Genomic DNA, 15,465 nt, shown 5'->3' with positions numbered 1-15,465 from the left:
TTGTTCTCACTTCGTGCCGTAAAAGCCCTTCATGAACTCGTCACTGTAGTGCGAGGCTGTTTGATCGTCCTTGGCGTCACGCATGAGGGTGGCTAGCTTCATCAGCTCCTCGACCCCCATCCTCTTGTTCTTCTCCAGCTCCACGAGGTCGTCAGAAATGCCGGGCTTCAAACGCCGCCGGACACTCCTGGGCTTAGCCTTGGTCATTTTCTTGGTTTTCGTCGCGATCATGGCAGGAGCATACTTAATTTGCGCCGAGGATCAAAGCTGGTTTGCCATTCAAAGTGCAGCGTCATTTCTCCGCCACCTTCGTATTGCCCGAAGGCAAGGTGCGAATGCGCTGCGTCGGGCTGAGGCCGTATTTGTCGGGTTGATACATGGCTTCGATTCTTGCGGGCGGGGCGGTGGTGTCGCCTTCGGCGATGACGCGGGCGAGGTATTGGAGGCTGAACTTGCCTTTGGCGGGTGCGTAGTCGGTGAAGAACAGGGCGCGGTCGGTGCGGATTTCGCGGTGGTCGCAGAACCAGGGCTGGGTGCCGTCGGGGAGCTGGTCGCCTTCGCGTTCGCTCTGAGTGCCGAACTCGGGATTGATGGCTTCAAAGACGGCGGGCAGGGAGTCGTCGATGGCGAGATAGCGATCACCGCCGCCGATTTCAATCTTCAACGTGACGACGACCATGTCGCCGACACGGAGATCATCGGTGCCGGTGGTGGAGCCGTCCAGGTTCAGTTCCTCGTAGGTGCGCTCGATGGCGTAGCCTTTGTTCTCTCCGGCGAAATCACGCTGCGGTGGGAAGCTGCGGGCCTCAATGCGGCTGAAGATTTCGCGACCGGCGGGAAGCTCGACGCTGAGCGGCTTCGCGCTGAGCGCCTCATTGAGCGCGAAGTTCACGCGGGCGCTGGAGAAGCCAGCGGTGAGATTCAACGGCACGGCTTGCGTGTCCCAGCGGCCGGTGGCAGCCAGCGGTTCGCCGACTTTCTTCAAGCTGCGCTCATAGGCGGACAAGGCGGTGAGCGTCCAGGCATTGGTGAAGGTGTTGCCCCACTCGCCACGACCATTGCGGGATTGCAGGATCGACAAGGCGAGCGCTTCAGCATCGGTGGTGAGGCCGAGGTGCGTGTAACAGATCAACCGCAACGCTTTGTTCGCGCCGTTGCCAGCCCAGTGGCTCCAAACGACCGGTGCAGGCGCTGGAGTGGTCGTTTTGGCCTTCGAGTCGGACTTCGCCTTCGATTTGGCAACCTTGCCTTTGCTTTCCGTTTTCGGCGGAGCGGGAGGCGCGGGCGGTTTCCAGCCGAGGGTGTCTTTGATCTGCTGATTGGGCGTGTTGCTCAGGCACATCGAGAGCGCGAGGTAGAGGCGGGCGGTCTGCGGCAGTTGGTCGCGTTTGCCGAACAGCAGGTTCTGATACGCGGGCTCGGGTTTACCGGCTTTGGCGAGTGTGTAGAGCGCCAGGGCGGAATCGGTGATGTTGTAGAGGTCTTTTTCGTCTTCGAGACCACGCAGCTTCTTGGAAAGGTATTCGACGAGCTTGTTGATGGCATCGGCAGGCACGTCCGCGCCTTGATCTCGCGCACGCAGCAGCAGCAGGCCGCCGTAAGCGCTGCCCCAGAAGGTTGGCTCGGTTCCGCCGGGCCAGTAGGCGAGACCGCCTTCATCGGTGGTCATTTGCAGGAGCTTGTTCACGCCGGATTGAATGACGAGCTTCGCTTTGCCGCCGCCGAGTTGATCGGGGAACAGCGGCTCGTATTTGCCAAGCGCGAGCCAGGGCATCGTGGCGGAAGTGGTCTGCTCGACGCAGCCGTAAGGATACTTCAAGAGGTAGTCGAGCGCGTCGCGGGCCTCGTAGAGACGGCTGTTGCTGATGCCGAGCGAGAGCGAGCCTTCGCCTTCGAGCAGCGCGGGATTCACGTCCTTGATGAGGTTATCGACGGGTTCATCGGCTTTCAGGCGCGTGTAGCTGACATAGCGCAGCTCGGGCACAGGATGATTCACCTCGAAAGTCGATTCAGTGCCGTCGCTAGCTTCAGCGGCCCAGTTCACTCCGCGTGCGATCCATTTCCATTTCGCGGTGCCGAGCTGCACAAACTGCACAGGGAAGGCGGTGGCGGCGGTTTCACCTGCTTTGATCTGGAGGATGACCTTCTGCTGCTTCGCGCTGCCGCCAGTGTCGGCTTTGAGCGAGGCGGGAATGAAATCGCGCTTGTCCTGGATGAAGTTCGCACTGCCATCGAGTTCGAGCGTGACTTCAACGGCACCGGCATTTGGCGTGGTGTTGTGAACAACGGCTTTGACGAGGAATTCATCGCCAAGGCGCGCGAAACGCGGCACGGCAGGCTCGATCATGAGCGGTTTGTTGATCTTGAAGGCGGACTCGCCTTTGCCGAAACGATCCACGCCATGCGCGGCGACGGCCATGATGCGGTAGCGCGTGAGATTGTCCGGCGCGGTGATGCTGGCGGTGAGTTTGCCCTGCGCATCGGTGATGCCGGAGGCGAGCCAGAGCGGCGTGACGATGAAGTTTTTGCGAATGGTGGCGTTTGCGCCGTTGCCTTCGCCATCACCACCGCCGACGACGAAGCCTTTGTTGCCACGGTCACGTGCGGCGAGTTCCTCGGGCAGCAGATTGTCGAACGAAGTGAAGCTGTCGATGGCGAGCGGCAGTTCGGCATGGAAGTAGGCCGAAGGATCGGGCGTCTCGTGGCTCATGAGGCTCAGCACACCTTCATCGACGGCATAGAGAGTGACATCGCTGCCGGAGACCGGCGCACCTTTGGCATCGGTGATCGTGGTGGTGATGTTCACCGCCTCAGCAGGCCGCACTTCATCGCGATCCGGCTTCACGGCGAGTTTCAGCTCCTTCGCATCCGATTCGACCTTCAGAGCGCAATAACCGACGCGATACTCGGGCATCTTGTGCTGCTTGGTGCTGGCAGCGGAGCCACGGATGACGATGACGGAGACGAAGACGTTCGGGAACTCATCTTCACCGAGCGGGACGCGGATGATTGGATTGTCGAGCGTGAGTTCAGTCACAAACTGACGATGCAGCTTGTTGCGCTCCACGGTGACGAGCGCCGTGCCTGCAATCGGCGTTTTGACCACGATGACGGCGTCTTCGCCGGGTTTGAGCGTCGTCTTCTCCGGCTGGAGGTTCATGCGGTTGCCATCTTCCATCGCCCACGGGAATTCATTGCCTCCGACAGCGTAAAACGGCATGCGCGAGATCACTTTGGTGCCTTTGGCATCCACCGCTTCAGCAGTAACGAAATAAACACCGCCACTGGTCGGCGTGAACGGAATACTCATCGCAGGAGCCGAACCAGCGGTCGCAGGTTTCAAATCGAAGCCCTGTTTCAATTCCTCGCGCAGGATGACTTGGTCCTTCGTCGTGCTGCCGCCGCCTGCGGTGGCGATCTTGAGCGTGTGATACTCCTGGCGCTCAACTTTGACATCGACATGCACATTGCCGGATGCGGGAGCGCCTTTGGAATCAATGGCGACGACTTCAAGCTGGAGCGCCTTGCCCGCAGTGCCGAAATACTCGGGGCCTTTGAGGCCGAGCAGGAAATTCGCGCCGGGGACTTCAAACTCGGCAGCGGCGCTGATCGTCTGTTCGTTGATGTCGGTAACTTCGGCGTTCACGCGCACTCGTTGCGGCAGCGCGGCACGATCGGCGGGCGGTTGTGGCATTTCGAGCGTGGCGGTGCCGTCGTCGGCGAGGAAGAGATCGCCGTTCACAAACCACTCGGTTTCTTCATCGTCGTTGTTGTGCCCGGCATAATCGCCATCAGCATCGCGATCCTGCGCGTAGTGCGACCAGGCGGGCGCTTCACCGAAGTGATAGCGGCGATAGGCCTCGGGCGCTTCGTAATCGCGCTGTGAGTTCGCGCTCCACTGCACTTTGGCAACGGAGAGCGCCTTGCCCATGTAGTAGTTCGCACTGAGGGCAAGCTGGATGCGGTCGGGTTGGAACTTGATGGCCTTGGTGTCGAGCTTCACCTCGAAGGTGTTCGGCTTGTAGTCATCAATGCGGAAGGTCAGGCCGCCGCCGTCATCACTCTGACTGTTGGCGTTGGGGGCTTTGAGATTGATGGAGAGATCGTACCAGCCTGCAGGGCCGGTGGGGAGCACGACATCATCCGCCCAAGACCCGCTGGCCGTGAATGTGACGGGTTTGTCGATGACGACGCGGTAACGCGGATCGCGAATCACGAGGCGACCCTGCGCAGGTGCTTGATCGAGGCTCAAATCGTCGCCGATGAGCAGACGCGTGTGCGCTTTGAAGTGCGCGGTGTCGCCGGGCTTGTAGAGCGGTCGGTCGGAGAAGACAAAGGTGCGGCGCTGTGCCTGCCACACGCTTTCATAGGCCTGCGAGATGTCGTAAGGCACGCCGATGCCGCTGTTGCCGCACTCAATGACGGCGCAGTCACCGTTTTTCTCCGCCATCAGAAACGCAGGCGTGGCTCCAGGCGCGGTGGCGATGCCGCTGGCATCAGTGTCGCCGTAGCCGACGAGTTTCAAATCGGCATCGACGAGCGTGAGACGCACGCCTGGCACAGGCTTGCCGGTTTCGAGCGAAGTGACGAAGACCATCGTCTCCTTGCCGTTGCTCTTCTGCATGATGCCGAGATCGGTGAACTGCACGAGCGACTGCGTGACAACGCCCTTCTGTGAGATGCCAGCGGCGGCGGCGCCTTCGATCTCGATGAACAGCGGTGCGGCAGGCTGGTCGCCGAGCACTTCGCGCCAGTTCAGCTTCACGATCTCGCTTTGATCCAGCGGCTTCGTGATCGGGAAGCTGCGGTCAAACACCTGCGTGCCGGGATAAGCGTCGATGGACTGCGTCTTGTAAGCGGCCTTTTGCTTCTCATTGCCGTAGTAGGCGGTCTGGTAGGCGCGGTAAAGATCGAGCGCTTTGAGCAGCTCAGGACCGTTGAGGCGCTTCGCCCGCACGCGCACCTGGCTCACGTTCGCCGCGCTGAATTCATAATTCGCGGCACCTTTAGCAAGCTGGGCGTTGATGAAGGCCGGCGCGGCGACGTAAGGCGGGTTCGGGATGAAGGTGACGCTGTTTTTCACCGGAGCGCCGAGCACCATGCCATCGCCGGAGGCCATGGCTGGATCGACGGTGACGGTCTGCGGCTGGTTGAGTGGGAATTTGCCACTGATGCGCAGCGTGCGGTAAGACACCTCCGCTTTCGTCTCACCGGCGGGGATCGGGTCGATGTGGATGAGCGCGGCGATTTTCTTGGCAAACGCGGCCTGCTCCTCAGGCTTCATTTCTTCATCCGACGGTGGCATGAGGCGCTTGTTGAAGTCGATTTCGAGGTAGTAGTCGCTGTCGAACGGCGTGTGGGCGCTGACATGCGTGACGGCGAACGGTTTGATCTCGCCGAGCTGGATGTCGTCGCCGGTGGCGAGCTGGTTCTGGCCGGAGGCGTTGCTGAGCGTTTCGGACACGGCGAGACGCCATTTGCCGATGGACAGCGGCGACACCGGCTCCACCACGATGGCGCTGAGACGCGGCGCATCATCGCTGACGGCGGGTTTGGCCTTGGAAATCTCCTCCGCCCAAGTCGGCTGCGCTTCGGCGCTCCAGCGAGAGAAGTCCTTGCCCGTGGCATGACGCACCTTGGCCGCGACGGGCTGTGGTGACGATTCGGACACGAAGCGGATGTGTTTCGCCGCTTCCGCAGGCGTGACCCCGTCGTTGAACTCAAAGAGGAAACGCGGTGAACGATTCTGCGCGTCGTCATCGAACCAACGCGGATGCTGGTCGATGATGCGGAAGCGGGCGCTTTGAACGGAATCGAGCTTCTCGGTCGAGAGCGGCTTGCCCGCGAGGTCGGTCAAGCCGCCGCGCAGTTTGAAATCATAGCTGCTGGCGAATTTCGGTGCCTGCGTGAGATGAAAATGGCCGCTGCGTGTGCTGGTCCACTCAAACGTGCCGGTGAGTTCCGGCGTGACCATGAGCGGTGACTGCGCCTCGGGCTTGCCGATGCGCTCTTTGCCGATCATCGCCGTCGGAAACACGACTTCGATGGTCGATTCCGGCGACAGCTCGACCGGATTGATGGTGATCTCGGCGTGTAGTGCCGTAGGAGCCGGAGTTTTGGTGTCGGAACGGCCCTTCTTAGCAGGAGCCGCAGTGGAGAGGACGGTGGCAGAAACAAACGCCAGCGTCATGGCTGGAAGCAGCGCGAGGCTGAATGTGGTTTTCATGGCGAACGATGGGTGCGCCGTGAGAGTAGCATGCCGCCACAGGGAGCGAGGGGATTTTTGCAAACTTGATTGTAGCGAGCTTCGCGGCTTTTGATGGGACCGATGAAACCCTCGCTGCCGTGGTTCCTGCAAGCCTCCCCAGACTTCAAAGCAGGGTGTGTGGTCCTTTTCACCCTGCCGTTTCTGGCCGGTGGCTGCTTCTGCCTGTGGTCGTTGACTCTGCGCCCGGCGCTGGACTGGCAGCGTTCACGATCCTGGGCGACGGTGGACGCAGTGATCGGAAAAGCCTGGCTGGATGCCTCCAGTGGTTCGGATGGCGATAGCTACCGCGTGGCAGTGGAGTTCCGCTACTGGTATCACGGCACCTGGCACACCGGCACGCGCCATTCGTTCGTCAGCAGTTCCACCAACATCGGCGTGGGCGACATGGAGCGTACCGTGCGCAGTCTGACGCCTGGCAAAACGGTGACCTGTTGGGTGAATCCGGCCGCTCCGCGTGAAGCCGTGCTCGACCGCTCCCTGCCCACCCAGGCATTGATTGGGCTGTTTTTCGCCACGCCGTTCATCACCGTGGGCGTGGCAGGCCTGGGCTCGCTGGCGCTGCCGTGGCTGCGGCGGCGATGCTTTGCGGCGCGGAAAGCGCAATTACTCGAACTGGTGGCGAACGGAAGGCTGCCCGGTTGGGTGCTGACCCCCTTCGCCGCCGCCGCAGACACGGATGACAACAACATCGCGCTGGTGATCGCCGCCGATGATCGTCTGCCGCAGGCATTGAGTGTGACGTTTCTTAATCTGTTCTGGAATGGCATTGTGGCCGTATTCGTCTGTGTGGATGTCATCTCCATCGCCAGCGGAGAGACAGGCACGGGCCTATTGCTGTCGCTCTTTTTGATTCCGTTCGTCGCCGTCGGCGGCGGCATGTTCTGGACTGCCATCAAGCTCTGGCGGCTGACGCGGCTGCCAGTATGGGTGGCGGCGCTGCAACCAGTGCCTGACTTTCAAGGCGGCGAGGTACGCTTCTGCTGGGCATGGCTCGATACCAGGCGGCTGCTCCATGCACCGCAAGCCGAAGTCCGCATCGTGGCGCAGGCCGCGCAGTGGGATGAGGAATCCGGCAGCGCGACCCGTCTCATAGGACGCAAACGCCGGACGAAGCTGTCCGACCCTGCCGCGCCCCGAAAAAGTGAACTGGAACTGGCCGCGGTCGAAATTCCGACGCCGGATGCCGGCGGTGAGATTCCGCTGCATTTGCCAAACGTGCCGACACCACCTGCCGATTTGAAGAAGTTAAAGTGGATGCCCAAACCTGCCTGGGGTGGCTGGTGGCAGCTTGAGGTGACGCATCGCAACGGTGAGATCGAAACCGTCAATCTCACGAAGGACCAGAAACTGAGCTTGCCTCTCTGATTACTTCAAAGCCCACACCCTCACATTGTCGAAGGCGACCTCCTGGCCGTCCTTGCCGCCCATGCGGAAGACGAGGCCGGGCTTTTTGACGTGGAAATCGGGTGCGCTGGCCTTGAGCGGCTCCTTGCCCGTGATCTGGGCGACGACGTGGTCACCTTTGCATTCGAGGAGCAGCGTGTAGGTCGTAGCGGGATCGAATTCAGTCACGGCTTTGGCGTGCGTCTTCGTTTTGCTCTCAGGATTGGCCTTGTCGTTGTGCTCGATGAGGCTCCAGCCGGTTTTGCTGATGACGACGGAGAACAGATGCCCCTTTTTCTTCAACTCACCCGGTGCGGGATCGAAGCCGAGATTGATGACGCGGGCGTCGCCAAGTTTGAAGTCGATCTGCACGGCGCAGTCCTGCAGCGGCAGGCGATAACGAAATGCGCCGATGTGCATGTCGCTGGATTTTTCGGCCGCGAGCAATGCACCGTCGGCCACACGCAGTGTCCCGGTGTTCGCGTTCCAGCCTTTGGGCACGTCGGTGCTGCTGAAGGTTTCATCGAGCAGCTTTTCGCCCAAGGTGCCGAGCTGCGGAGTCACATCCGCAGCGCTGGCGAAGCTGGCGGCGGCGAGAAAGAGCAGAACGCGGACGGATTTCATGCGCTGGCTGAAACGCGAGGAATGGGGGGGAATTGCGGACGAATTGGCAACCGGGCGATGGCATGCAGCATCACAAGCTCCGGTGCAGCGATCCACATGACTCGCACAAGGGGTGATTCACTCCATGGAGGGGGGTGATTCACCCCATGGCGCTGAGATGCCCCCATGCGTAGCTTGCGGCGGTGAGAGCACACTCTCATCCCACCCACCACCCCACCTCATGAGCACCGACCTCCACCTGCCACCCCTCGATCAACTGCCTCAGGCCGCCAAGGACATGGCCGTGCAAGCGACCCATGCCGCCAAAGAAGCGGCCCAACGCGGCTACGATGCCGCCAAGGACGCCGCTCAACGCGGCCTTGATGCCACCAAGGATGCCGCCCAGCACGCCAGCCAGGCCGCCAAAGACATCTATCAATCGGCGGCGACACGCGCCGAAGACACCCTGGTGCAGTCCAAGCAGTACGTGCGGGAGAACCCCCTCCCGGTCGTGCTCGGTGCCTTCACGCTCGGGCTCACCCTCGGCTGCATGCTGGGATTGTCACACCACCACCAGGAACCCACGCTCCGCGAGCGGTTCCATTGGTGAAACGAGATCCAGCGCTGCTTCGCCAGTTGGCGCAGGGATGATGCAGCTCGAACGTTCTGAAAAAAGCCCCCAGGCAGGTCGCCGGCCTGCGGGGTATTGAGGAACTTCATCGCGTCAGCGCTCAGTTAGCGAAGGCCGACGAAAAGATCTGCCAGTTCGGCATTAAGTCTGGATACAGCCCTCACTCCTCAATCCTTGTTGCTCGCAGGCACCGCCCCGATCGCACGCACCACTTCGTCAAGGAGCGGTGCTTCCATTTCCACCAGATGGCTGCGCTCGGGAAAACGGCCGTCGTGGACGTCGGCGATGTACTCGCGGAAGGCGGCGATGCGTTCCTGCTGCATGCGGGCGTGTTCGGCGGCGAAGTTGCGGTAGGCTTTGGCGTGGCGTGGCAGGCGTTCGTCGTAATCGCCGAGGATGTCGTCGGAAAAGAGGAACTGCGTGTCGCAGCCGCTGCCGGAGCCGAGTGACATGAGGATCATCTGCGTCTGCGAGGAAAGGAGGCGCGCGAGATTATGCGGCACGACTTCGAGTTCGGCGGCGTAGGCTCCGGCATTTTCCAGTTCCTTCATGCGGCGGTGCAGTTCTTTGGCTTCCTCGACGGTGCGACCAATCGCCCGGTAGCCGGTCCACGTGACATGACGCGGGATCATGCCGAGATGGCCGACGACGGGGATGCGTTCGCGTGCCATGGCCTCGATGATGAAGGGACTGGCCGAGCAATAGACGCTGCTGGCCCCGATCTCGAGAGCGCGGAAGGCGACGCGGATCGCCTCCTCCGGCGAGGCCATGCCGTGCGGCGTGGCGCAGGAGAGGAAGCTGTTCGGTGCGGCGGCGACGAGTGCGGGCAGCCGCGCCTGCGCCTCAGGACTGTCGAAGCTGCAACTCATCAGATCAACGCCAGCCGCTTCCGCAGCGGCGGCTTCCTGCGGGGATTTGACGTGGATGTGCGTCAGGCAGCGTTTACCCTTGAGCTGCTGAAGATCGAAGACGGTGTATTTTTTGCGCGGGCGGAGCATGGGGCGGGAAGGTTCGACCATGAGAGCGGAAATGCGCATGACGGCAAGGAAGGAATGAGGAGGAGGGCCGCAGGTGCAATGCCGCAAGGTCACCGGCTGGCCTGCGAGCTTTTCCAAAACAACATGGCTATCCCAATGCAGATGCAGCCGAAGGTCATCGTCGGCTCACGCCCTTGGAACTGCGGTACGCTGCCGCCAAAGACATCTACCAATCCGCCGCGACACGCGCCGAAGACACCTTGGTGCAATCCAAGCAGTATGTGCGCAGGAATCCTCTGCCAGTTGTGTTCGGTGCCTTCACACTCGGTCTCACCCTCGACTGACTGCAGGGACTGTCGCATCATCATCAGGAGCCCACGTTGCGCGAGCGGTTCCGTTGGTGAAACGAACTAGCATATAGCCAATCTCATCGTCTCCTGATTTGTCGCGCTCACGCCCCAGATCGTCTCGGGATAGTGGCCGGCATCACCAAAGTTGACGGGTAATGTGTTTAATGCTTCTTAACAATTTCATTTGTCAGTGGTAGAGGTCTCGGATGAAGAAATATCGCATCCGTCTGACCCCTGAAGAACGTGCCGAACTCGAAACCTTTGTCGCCAAGGGCAACGGAGCGGTGACCAAAAGGCAACATGCTCATATCTTGTTGGCAGCAGCTGCCACCGGTCCCAACGGTGAGTGTCTCGACGAGGAGATTGCCCGTGCTTTGAGCGTCTCGATCTCGACCATTGAACGGGGTGCTTTTACGCCAGTGCCTGAATTGGCGCATCGCAAGCAAGGAACTCATGGAAACAGGGGCCACGGCTTGGGCAACCCGGCGAAACAAAGGCCAGTGCGGCACCGACTGGAGATTCACGACAAAAGATGCACGTATCAAACTCAAGCGTCTTTACCCAGCAGCTCTGATGGTTTGAACCACTAGCTGGCAGGCACATCAGCGTGAAGGCTGTGCGCCCCGTTCTGATTCGTTACTGGTTGGATGGTCCAGTCGATGAATTTCGAGTCACTCGCATGACGGTGGTGAAGCCCTGGAACAGGTAGATGCAACCGCCGTGCGGCAGATCAAGCGCCCGCCAGCACCCCCATCCGCCGCTTCCACCTCCTCGCCTACATCTTCAGTCCGAAATACGGCCTGTTCAGCAAGCGAAGAGGCGTCGCATAGTTGCCAAGTTGCGGCGCAACTGGACTACTTGGCTGGCAGCACCTGCACGGCGTCGAGATGCACGTTTCCACCCGCACCAGCGGTGCGGAAGATGACGGCGGATTCTTCACCAGCGGTGAACTTGAAGGTGCCAAGACTGTAAGCGCCCTGCGGCAACGGCGCGGGCTTGGTTTGATTCACCGTCACGGTCTTCTCACCATCGGCGCTCAGCACGCTCACGGGAGCGGTCTTGGCGCGATTTTCATGGGGTTGGAAGAAGATGCGCACCTCGTAGCTGCCGGTCTGCTTCACGCTGAAAGCAAAACGCGCGCTGGCGTTCTTGTCGCTGCCGTAGCTGTAGTGCTTGCCGACGAAGGGCTTCAAGCCTTCGCCGTGCGCCCATTTGCCGGTGAGTTCGGCCTCGGTGTCGTCGATGACGATGCCTTCGAGCTTCTTCGGGTCGATGCTATCGGCGGAAGCGGAGACGGAAATGTCGGGGAGTTTTTTGGCATTTTTCGGCATGTAAAGATCGGCTTCGAGCGCATCACGACGCATCGCGCCGGGCTGGTTCATGAGATCCTTCAGGATGTCGAGATACTGCTCATACACACCACGCGGTGTGGTGTGATGGCGCACGCAGATCCATGCGGCCTTGCCGACGACTTCGCCCATCATGCCGCAGGTGCGCATGACACGCGTGCTACCGAGCGAGTTGCGATCCACGCTGATCGTGCGGCCCGCCATGAAGAGATTGCCGATGTCCTTGCTGTAGAAGCAGCGGTAGGGCACGGGGTAGCCGTTTTTGCGATCCGTATGCTTGCCGAATTCGGCGCGGCTGATGAAGGGATTGTCAGGAAAATTCTTCGCATACTGCTCCTTCGGGTAATGCAGGTCTTGATCCCAGGTGGTGGGCACGCAGCCGTCGGGATGGATGATGCCTTTGACCATGTCTTCGCCGTTGAGGATCATATCGCCCACGATGCTGCGGCTCTCACGCGGTCCGCCGATGTAGGCGAGCCAGGTGAGATCGTAGGGCGCATACTTCTCGGCTAGATTTGTCTTCAGCGCTGAGACCGCACCATACACGGCGCGGAAGTTGTGGTCGCGGATGAGTTCGAGGTCCTTGATCGGGTGCTTGTCGAAACCGCTCTCCCAGAACCACTCGCCGTGCAGGTATTCCTCAGGATTCGGCACCGGCGTGTAGCCGAGATCAAACCCTGCCATATTTGCGGCGTTCTTTTTGCCCACCGGAGCCAGCGCACGCGGCTCCGGGAAGTCTTCCAGCTTCAATGGCAGCGCCCAGGGCGTGGCGGGCCAGGTGACGGGCTTTTTGAGGTTCTGCATGACCCACATGTTGCTCATGCCCATGCGGCCCTTCTCTTCCATCATGAACTCCGCACCCGCTAGCGCACCCACGCTGCCGTGGCCGGTGCAATCGACGAAGAGCTTGCCAACGAAGCGCGTCTCCTTGCCGCTCTTCGTGTCCAAACCGGTCACGCTACGGATGTTCTTTTTGTCTGCATTGAGCTCGACGCCATAGACGTGGGTGTTGAGAAACAGCTCGATGGTCTTCTCCGCCTTGACGGTGTCTTCCTTGAGCTTGTCATTGAACTCATCCGGCGATGCCGCCGGACTGTTGCTCGCACGGTCCGCGAACTCCTCCACGATCTCGCCGAGATGCGGATACAAACCACGACGCGTGCCGCCCATCGCCCACACCTGGATTTCGCTCGATCCATTGCCACCGAGCACCGGGCGATTCTGAATGAACGCCACCTTCAAACCCTGCCGTGCGCCCGAGATGGCCGCGCCCATGCCGGAATAGCCGCCACCGACGACAACTAGGTCATACTCGCTCGTCTCAGGAGCTTTCTCCGGCAGGCCGAGAAGCTGACGACGCAGCTTGTTCGTTGCCGCGATATCCTGTGGCGGTGTGAAGCCCGCATCGCTGCTCAAGATGATCGCATCCACTCGTCCATCGAAGCCTGTGAGGTCATGCAGCGCGATTTTAGCACCACCCGCAGCCACCTTGACCACTCCGCCCTTCTCCCACTGCCAGTCCTTGCCAGTGGCACCGAACTCATGCTTCAGTTTCTCGCCATTCACGCTGATCTCGAAACGCCCCGGTGCTCCTGGAGCATCCCACGGCCCAACCCAGTTCTTCGTGCGTGCCCATAGCGTGTACTCGCCCGCTGGCACCTTCACGTCGGTGGTGGCCTCTTTAACGGCCTTGCCCATGCCATGCGCCATCAGGTAGGGCGATCCCATCACATCAATGAACTGCGTGTCGAGCACCCAGCCACCGGGATTGGTGAAGGATTCGGCTTCGATCCACTTTGGTTGTGCAAGCGCGGCGGAAAAAGCGATGAGTGAGGCGAGCAGGGTGAGTTTCATGCGATTTGGGAGGTCGCACGCAACGGGCCTCGGGCAAGCGCTATTTCAGCCGCGTCGAATTCGACTCCAACCAGGCGGCGTAGGCGGACTCCTTCATGTCTCCAGCTGCAAGAGCGAGCGTGCGGATGGCGGCGTCTGCTTCGGGGGCAGTGAGGTAATAGCCGTTGAGTTGAAGAAAAAGTACGCCGACCACGAACCCAGTGCGTTTGTTGCCATCAAGAAAGGGATGATTCTTCACGAGGCCGAAGACGTAGCTCGCGGCGAGATCGAAGATGGCTGGATTCCCATAGCTGAAGAGGTTGTGAGGCTTGCCGAGCGCGGAGTCGAGCAACCCCTCATCACGAATGCCAGGTGAACCGCCATGCTCGGCGAGAGACTGCTCGTGCAACAGCAGCACGGTGTCGCGCAGCACCCATTCCGGCTCCTTCATTTGGCAAGTTCGCGAAGGGTGTTCCGGTAACGCTGCATGATGTCCTGGGCGACGCGCATCTGCTCGCTGACCGCCGCCTGCCGTCCAGAGAGCAGCAGCTTGCCGTCAGCGCCGTGGGTCAGTTCGAGACTGTCCCCCTCACTGGCGCCAAGATGCGCCAGAGCTTCCTTGGGCAGGACGACACCGACAGAGTTACCGATTTTGCGAAGTTTGAGTTCCATGCAGAGAGTGTAGCCACTGACGTTATAACATCAAGCCCTGGGTAGCCTGCCCAGCCAGAACTGCCACTGTCACGCCACCCATCAGGCCGAGGTGGATGGCGAGGCGAAGCGCCAGTGGAGCGGCGGTTTGTATGACGAGGGCCGCTGCAGGCGGTTCGCCAGCCCGATTAAGGGTAACCAGGAGAGCGAGGACGCCTTTCGCACTCGTGCGGGTGACGCCTTCAAACACAACGACTGGAACACCTACCGCATCGCATCCATCACCCGTTGGCTGAGTTCGGAGACGGCTTTGCCATCGGTGTAGTGATTCACCATGAAGGCGAAGCAGAACTCTTCGCCGGATTTGCCAGTGGCGTAGCCAGTGAACGTGCGCACGCCGGACATCGCGCCGATTTTCCATCTCAGGCCGTCTTTGGAGAGCAGCGAGGCTTTGTAGGCGGCTCCTTGCGGCCCCTGGCCAGCCACAAACTGCAAGCGGGCGAGATCGAGCGGGCGAATAAAGTCGGCGCGGGCGAGACCGCAGCCGTCCTCCATGCGCAGGCCGATGAATTCGAGGCCGCGAGTCTTCCAATGCTCGCGAATGACCTCGGCAGGCGGTTTGGCAGCCTTCACACCGAGCATGCGGAAGACGCACTCGGTTTCGTGGTTGTCGGAGCTGGCGTGAATGCTGGTGATGATCTCGATCAGCGGGGGCGAGGAGTGTTGCAGCAGTGAATGCGTTGCCGGAGCCGTGCTGGTGCTGCCTCGCCCGATTTGAATGCCTGCCTCCTGAAAAACACGGCGAAATTGATGCGCGGCGAACGCTTTGGGATCAGGCACCGCTCCGGAGGCTTGAAACTTTGCCGCGCCCAGCGGCACGGTGCCGCGCAGATGAATCGCGGAGGTGGTTTCACCGCCATGAATGACCACGCCGTCTCCCGAATCAGGCGCGCCAGTCGTTACCTCGTTGTGCCAGGCCACGCCGGGAATCTCCACATCGGTGCCAAGGATTGAGGCGGGAGATCCCAAGACGGCTCCAGCGCGAAACACGATGGTGTAGCGGTTGTGATTGAGGTTCAGCCCTGCCACACCACTGCCGTAACCGTTGCCGATGTCACCCCAGTTCCAGAAGTCACCGTAGAGGCTGCCGCGAAACACATCGCCATCCGTGCGAATGCCGCCCGTGACACGAACAAGGCCGCGCTGCTGCAAATCGGCGGCCCAGGCTTTCAAATCATCCACAGAGAGCATCGGGTCACCACCGCCGCTGATGACGAGATCGCCCTGAATGACGCCGTCTTTGATCGGCGCGGTGGATTTCAGCTCGGTGGTGAAACGGAAGTCAGGCCCGAGGATTTCGAGAGCGGTGGCGGTGGTGAGCGTTTTGAGGCTGGAGGCGGGGATGAAGGCGATGTCCGCA

At 60.8% G+C, this 15,465-nt stretch carries 12 protein-coding genes; 4 read left to right on the top strand and 8 right to left on the bottom strand.

Going from position 1 to position 15,465, the window contains the following annotated elements:
- Window positions 1-6: 6 nt before the first annotated feature.
- Both ACKVY0_RS28340 and ACKVY0_RS28335 read right to left on the bottom strand, forming a co-directional pair.
- Window positions 7-231, bottom strand: a complete 225-nt coding sequence (locus ACKVY0_RS28340) for a hypothetical protein (protein ID WP_409218246.1) — start codon at window positions 229-231, stop codon at window positions 7-9.
- Between the two features lie 61 nt (window positions 232-292).
- Window positions 293-6,226, bottom strand: a complete 5,934-nt coding sequence (locus tag ACKVY0_RS28335) for an alpha-2-macroglobulin family protein (RefSeq protein ID WP_409218245.1) — start codon at window positions 6,224-6,226, stop codon at window positions 293-295.
- A gap of 102 nt (window positions 6,227-6,328) precedes the next feature.
- Between ACKVY0_RS28335 and ACKVY0_RS28330 the strand changes: the two genes are divergently transcribed.
- Window positions 6,329-7,633 (top strand): DUF3592 domain-containing protein, encoded by a 1,305-nt coding sequence (locus ACKVY0_RS28330; protein ID WP_409218244.1) that lies wholly within the window; start codon window positions 6,329-6,331, stop codon window positions 7,631-7,633.
- On the opposite strand, the gene ACKVY0_RS28325 is transcribed toward ACKVY0_RS28330, so the two are convergent.
- Window positions 7,634-8,275, bottom strand: coding sequence for a hypothetical protein (locus tag ACKVY0_RS28325; protein WP_409218243.1), 642 nt, complete (start codon window positions 8,273-8,275; stop codon window positions 7,634-7,636). It abuts the gene before it with no gap.
- 220 nt (window positions 8,276-8,495) lie between these two features.
- On the opposite strand from ACKVY0_RS28325, the gene ACKVY0_RS28320 reads away from it, so the two are divergent.
- A complete protein-coding gene (locus ACKVY0_RS28320) occupies window positions 8,496-8,864 on the top strand; it encodes a YqjD family protein (protein WP_409218242.1) in 369 nt (122 codons plus the stop codon).
- Between the two features lie 188 nt (window positions 8,865-9,052).
- Here ACKVY0_RS28320 and ACKVY0_RS28315 read toward each other — a convergent pair whose 3' ends face one another.
- A complete protein-coding gene (locus ACKVY0_RS28315; protein WP_409218241.1) occupies window positions 9,053-9,922 on the bottom strand; it encodes a 3-methyl-2-oxobutanoate hydroxymethyltransferase in 870 nt (289 codons plus the stop codon).
- A 134-nt stretch (window positions 9,923-10,056) separates the two neighbouring features.
- Between ACKVY0_RS28315 and ACKVY0_RS28310 the strand changes: the two genes are divergently transcribed.
- Window positions 10,057-10,206 carry a hypothetical protein gene (locus ACKVY0_RS28310; protein WP_409218240.1) on the top strand — a complete coding sequence of 50 codons (150 nt, stop codon included), beginning with the start codon at window positions 10,057-10,059 and terminating at the stop codon, window positions 10,204-10,206.
- Between the two features lie 212 nt (window positions 10,207-10,418).
- Window positions 10,419-10,802, top strand: coding sequence for a hypothetical protein (locus ACKVY0_RS28305; RefSeq protein WP_409218239.1), 384 nt, complete (start codon window positions 10,419-10,421; stop codon window positions 10,800-10,802).
- Between the two features lie 264 nt (window positions 10,803-11,066).
- On the opposite strand, the gene ACKVY0_RS28300 is transcribed toward ACKVY0_RS28305, so the two are convergent.
- The 4 genes from ACKVY0_RS28300 to dacB form a co-directional block, all read right to left on the bottom strand.
- Window positions 11,067-13,415 (bottom strand): FAD-dependent oxidoreductase, encoded by a 2,349-nt coding sequence (locus ACKVY0_RS28300; protein ID WP_409218238.1) that lies wholly within the window; start codon window positions 13,413-13,415, stop codon window positions 11,067-11,069.
- Between the two features lie 40 nt (window positions 13,416-13,455).
- On the bottom strand, window positions 13,456-13,845 hold the full coding sequence (locus ACKVY0_RS28295) for a type II toxin-antitoxin system death-on-curing family toxin (protein WP_409218237.1): 390 nt from the start codon (window positions 13,843-13,845) through the stop codon (window positions 13,456-13,458).
- Window positions 13,842-14,066 (bottom strand): AbrB/MazE/SpoVT family DNA-binding domain-containing protein, encoded by a 225-nt coding sequence (locus tag ACKVY0_RS28290; protein ID WP_409218236.1) that lies wholly within the window; start codon window positions 14,064-14,066, stop codon window positions 13,842-13,844. Before ACKVY0_RS28290 ends, ACKVY0_RS28295 begins: the two co-directional genes overlap by 4 nt.
- Window positions 14,067-14,309: 243 nt before the next feature.
- A partial coding sequence (dacB, locus tag ACKVY0_RS28285; RefSeq protein ID WP_409218235.1) for a D-alanyl-D-alanine carboxypeptidase/D-alanyl-D-alanine-endopeptidase occupies window positions 14,310-15,465 on the bottom strand: 1,156 nt, incomplete at its 5' end.

Origin of the sequence: Prosthecobacter sp. (assembly GCF_046154365.1) — a bacterium.
Classification (GTDB): domain Bacteria; phylum Verrucomicrobiota; class Verrucomicrobiia; order Verrucomicrobiales; family Verrucomicrobiaceae; genus Prosthecobacter.
The sequence above is the reverse complement of the archived record's forward strand: the minus strand, read 5'-3'. Positions and strand labels throughout refer to the sequence as shown.

Excerpts from the sequence above, each read along its gene's own strand:
- ACKVY0_RS28305 (WP_409218239.1), top strand. The coding sequence starts at position 10,419 with ATGAAGAAATATCGCATCCGTCTGACCCCTGAAGAACGTGCCGAACTC.
- ACKVY0_RS28320 (WP_409218242.1), top strand. The coding sequence starts at position 8,496 with ATGAGCACCGACCTCCACCTGCCACCCCTCGATCAACTGCCTCAGGCC.
- ACKVY0_RS28300 (WP_409218238.1), bottom strand. The coding sequence starts at position 13,415 with ATGAAACTCACCCTGCTCGCCTCACTCATCGCTTTTTCCGCCGCGCTT.
- ACKVY0_RS28340 (WP_409218246.1), bottom strand. The coding sequence starts at position 231 with ATGATCGCGACGAAAACCAAGAAAATGACCAAGGCTAAGCCCAGGAGT.
- ACKVY0_RS28335 (WP_409218245.1), bottom strand. The coding sequence starts at position 6,226 with ATGAAAACCACATTCAGCCTCGCGCTGCTTCCAGCCATGACGCTGGCG.
- ACKVY0_RS28290 (WP_409218236.1), bottom strand. The coding sequence starts at position 14,066 with ATGGAACTCAAACTTCGCAAAATCGGTAACTCTGTCGGTGTCGTCCTG.
- ACKVY0_RS28330 (WP_409218244.1), top strand. The coding sequence starts at position 6,329 with ATGAAACCCTCGCTGCCGTGGTTCCTGCAAGCCTCCCCAGACTTCAAA.
- ACKVY0_RS28315 (WP_409218241.1), bottom strand. The coding sequence starts at position 9,922 with ATGCGCATTTCCGCTCTCATGGTCGAACCTTCCCGCCCCATGCTCCGC.
- ACKVY0_RS28325 (WP_409218243.1), bottom strand. The coding sequence starts at position 8,275 with ATGAAATCCGTCCGCGTTCTGCTCTTTCTCGCCGCCGCCAGCTTCGCC.
- ACKVY0_RS28295 (WP_409218237.1), bottom strand. The coding sequence starts at position 13,845 with ATGAAGGAGCCGGAATGGGTGCTGCGCGACACCGTGCTGCTGTTGCAC.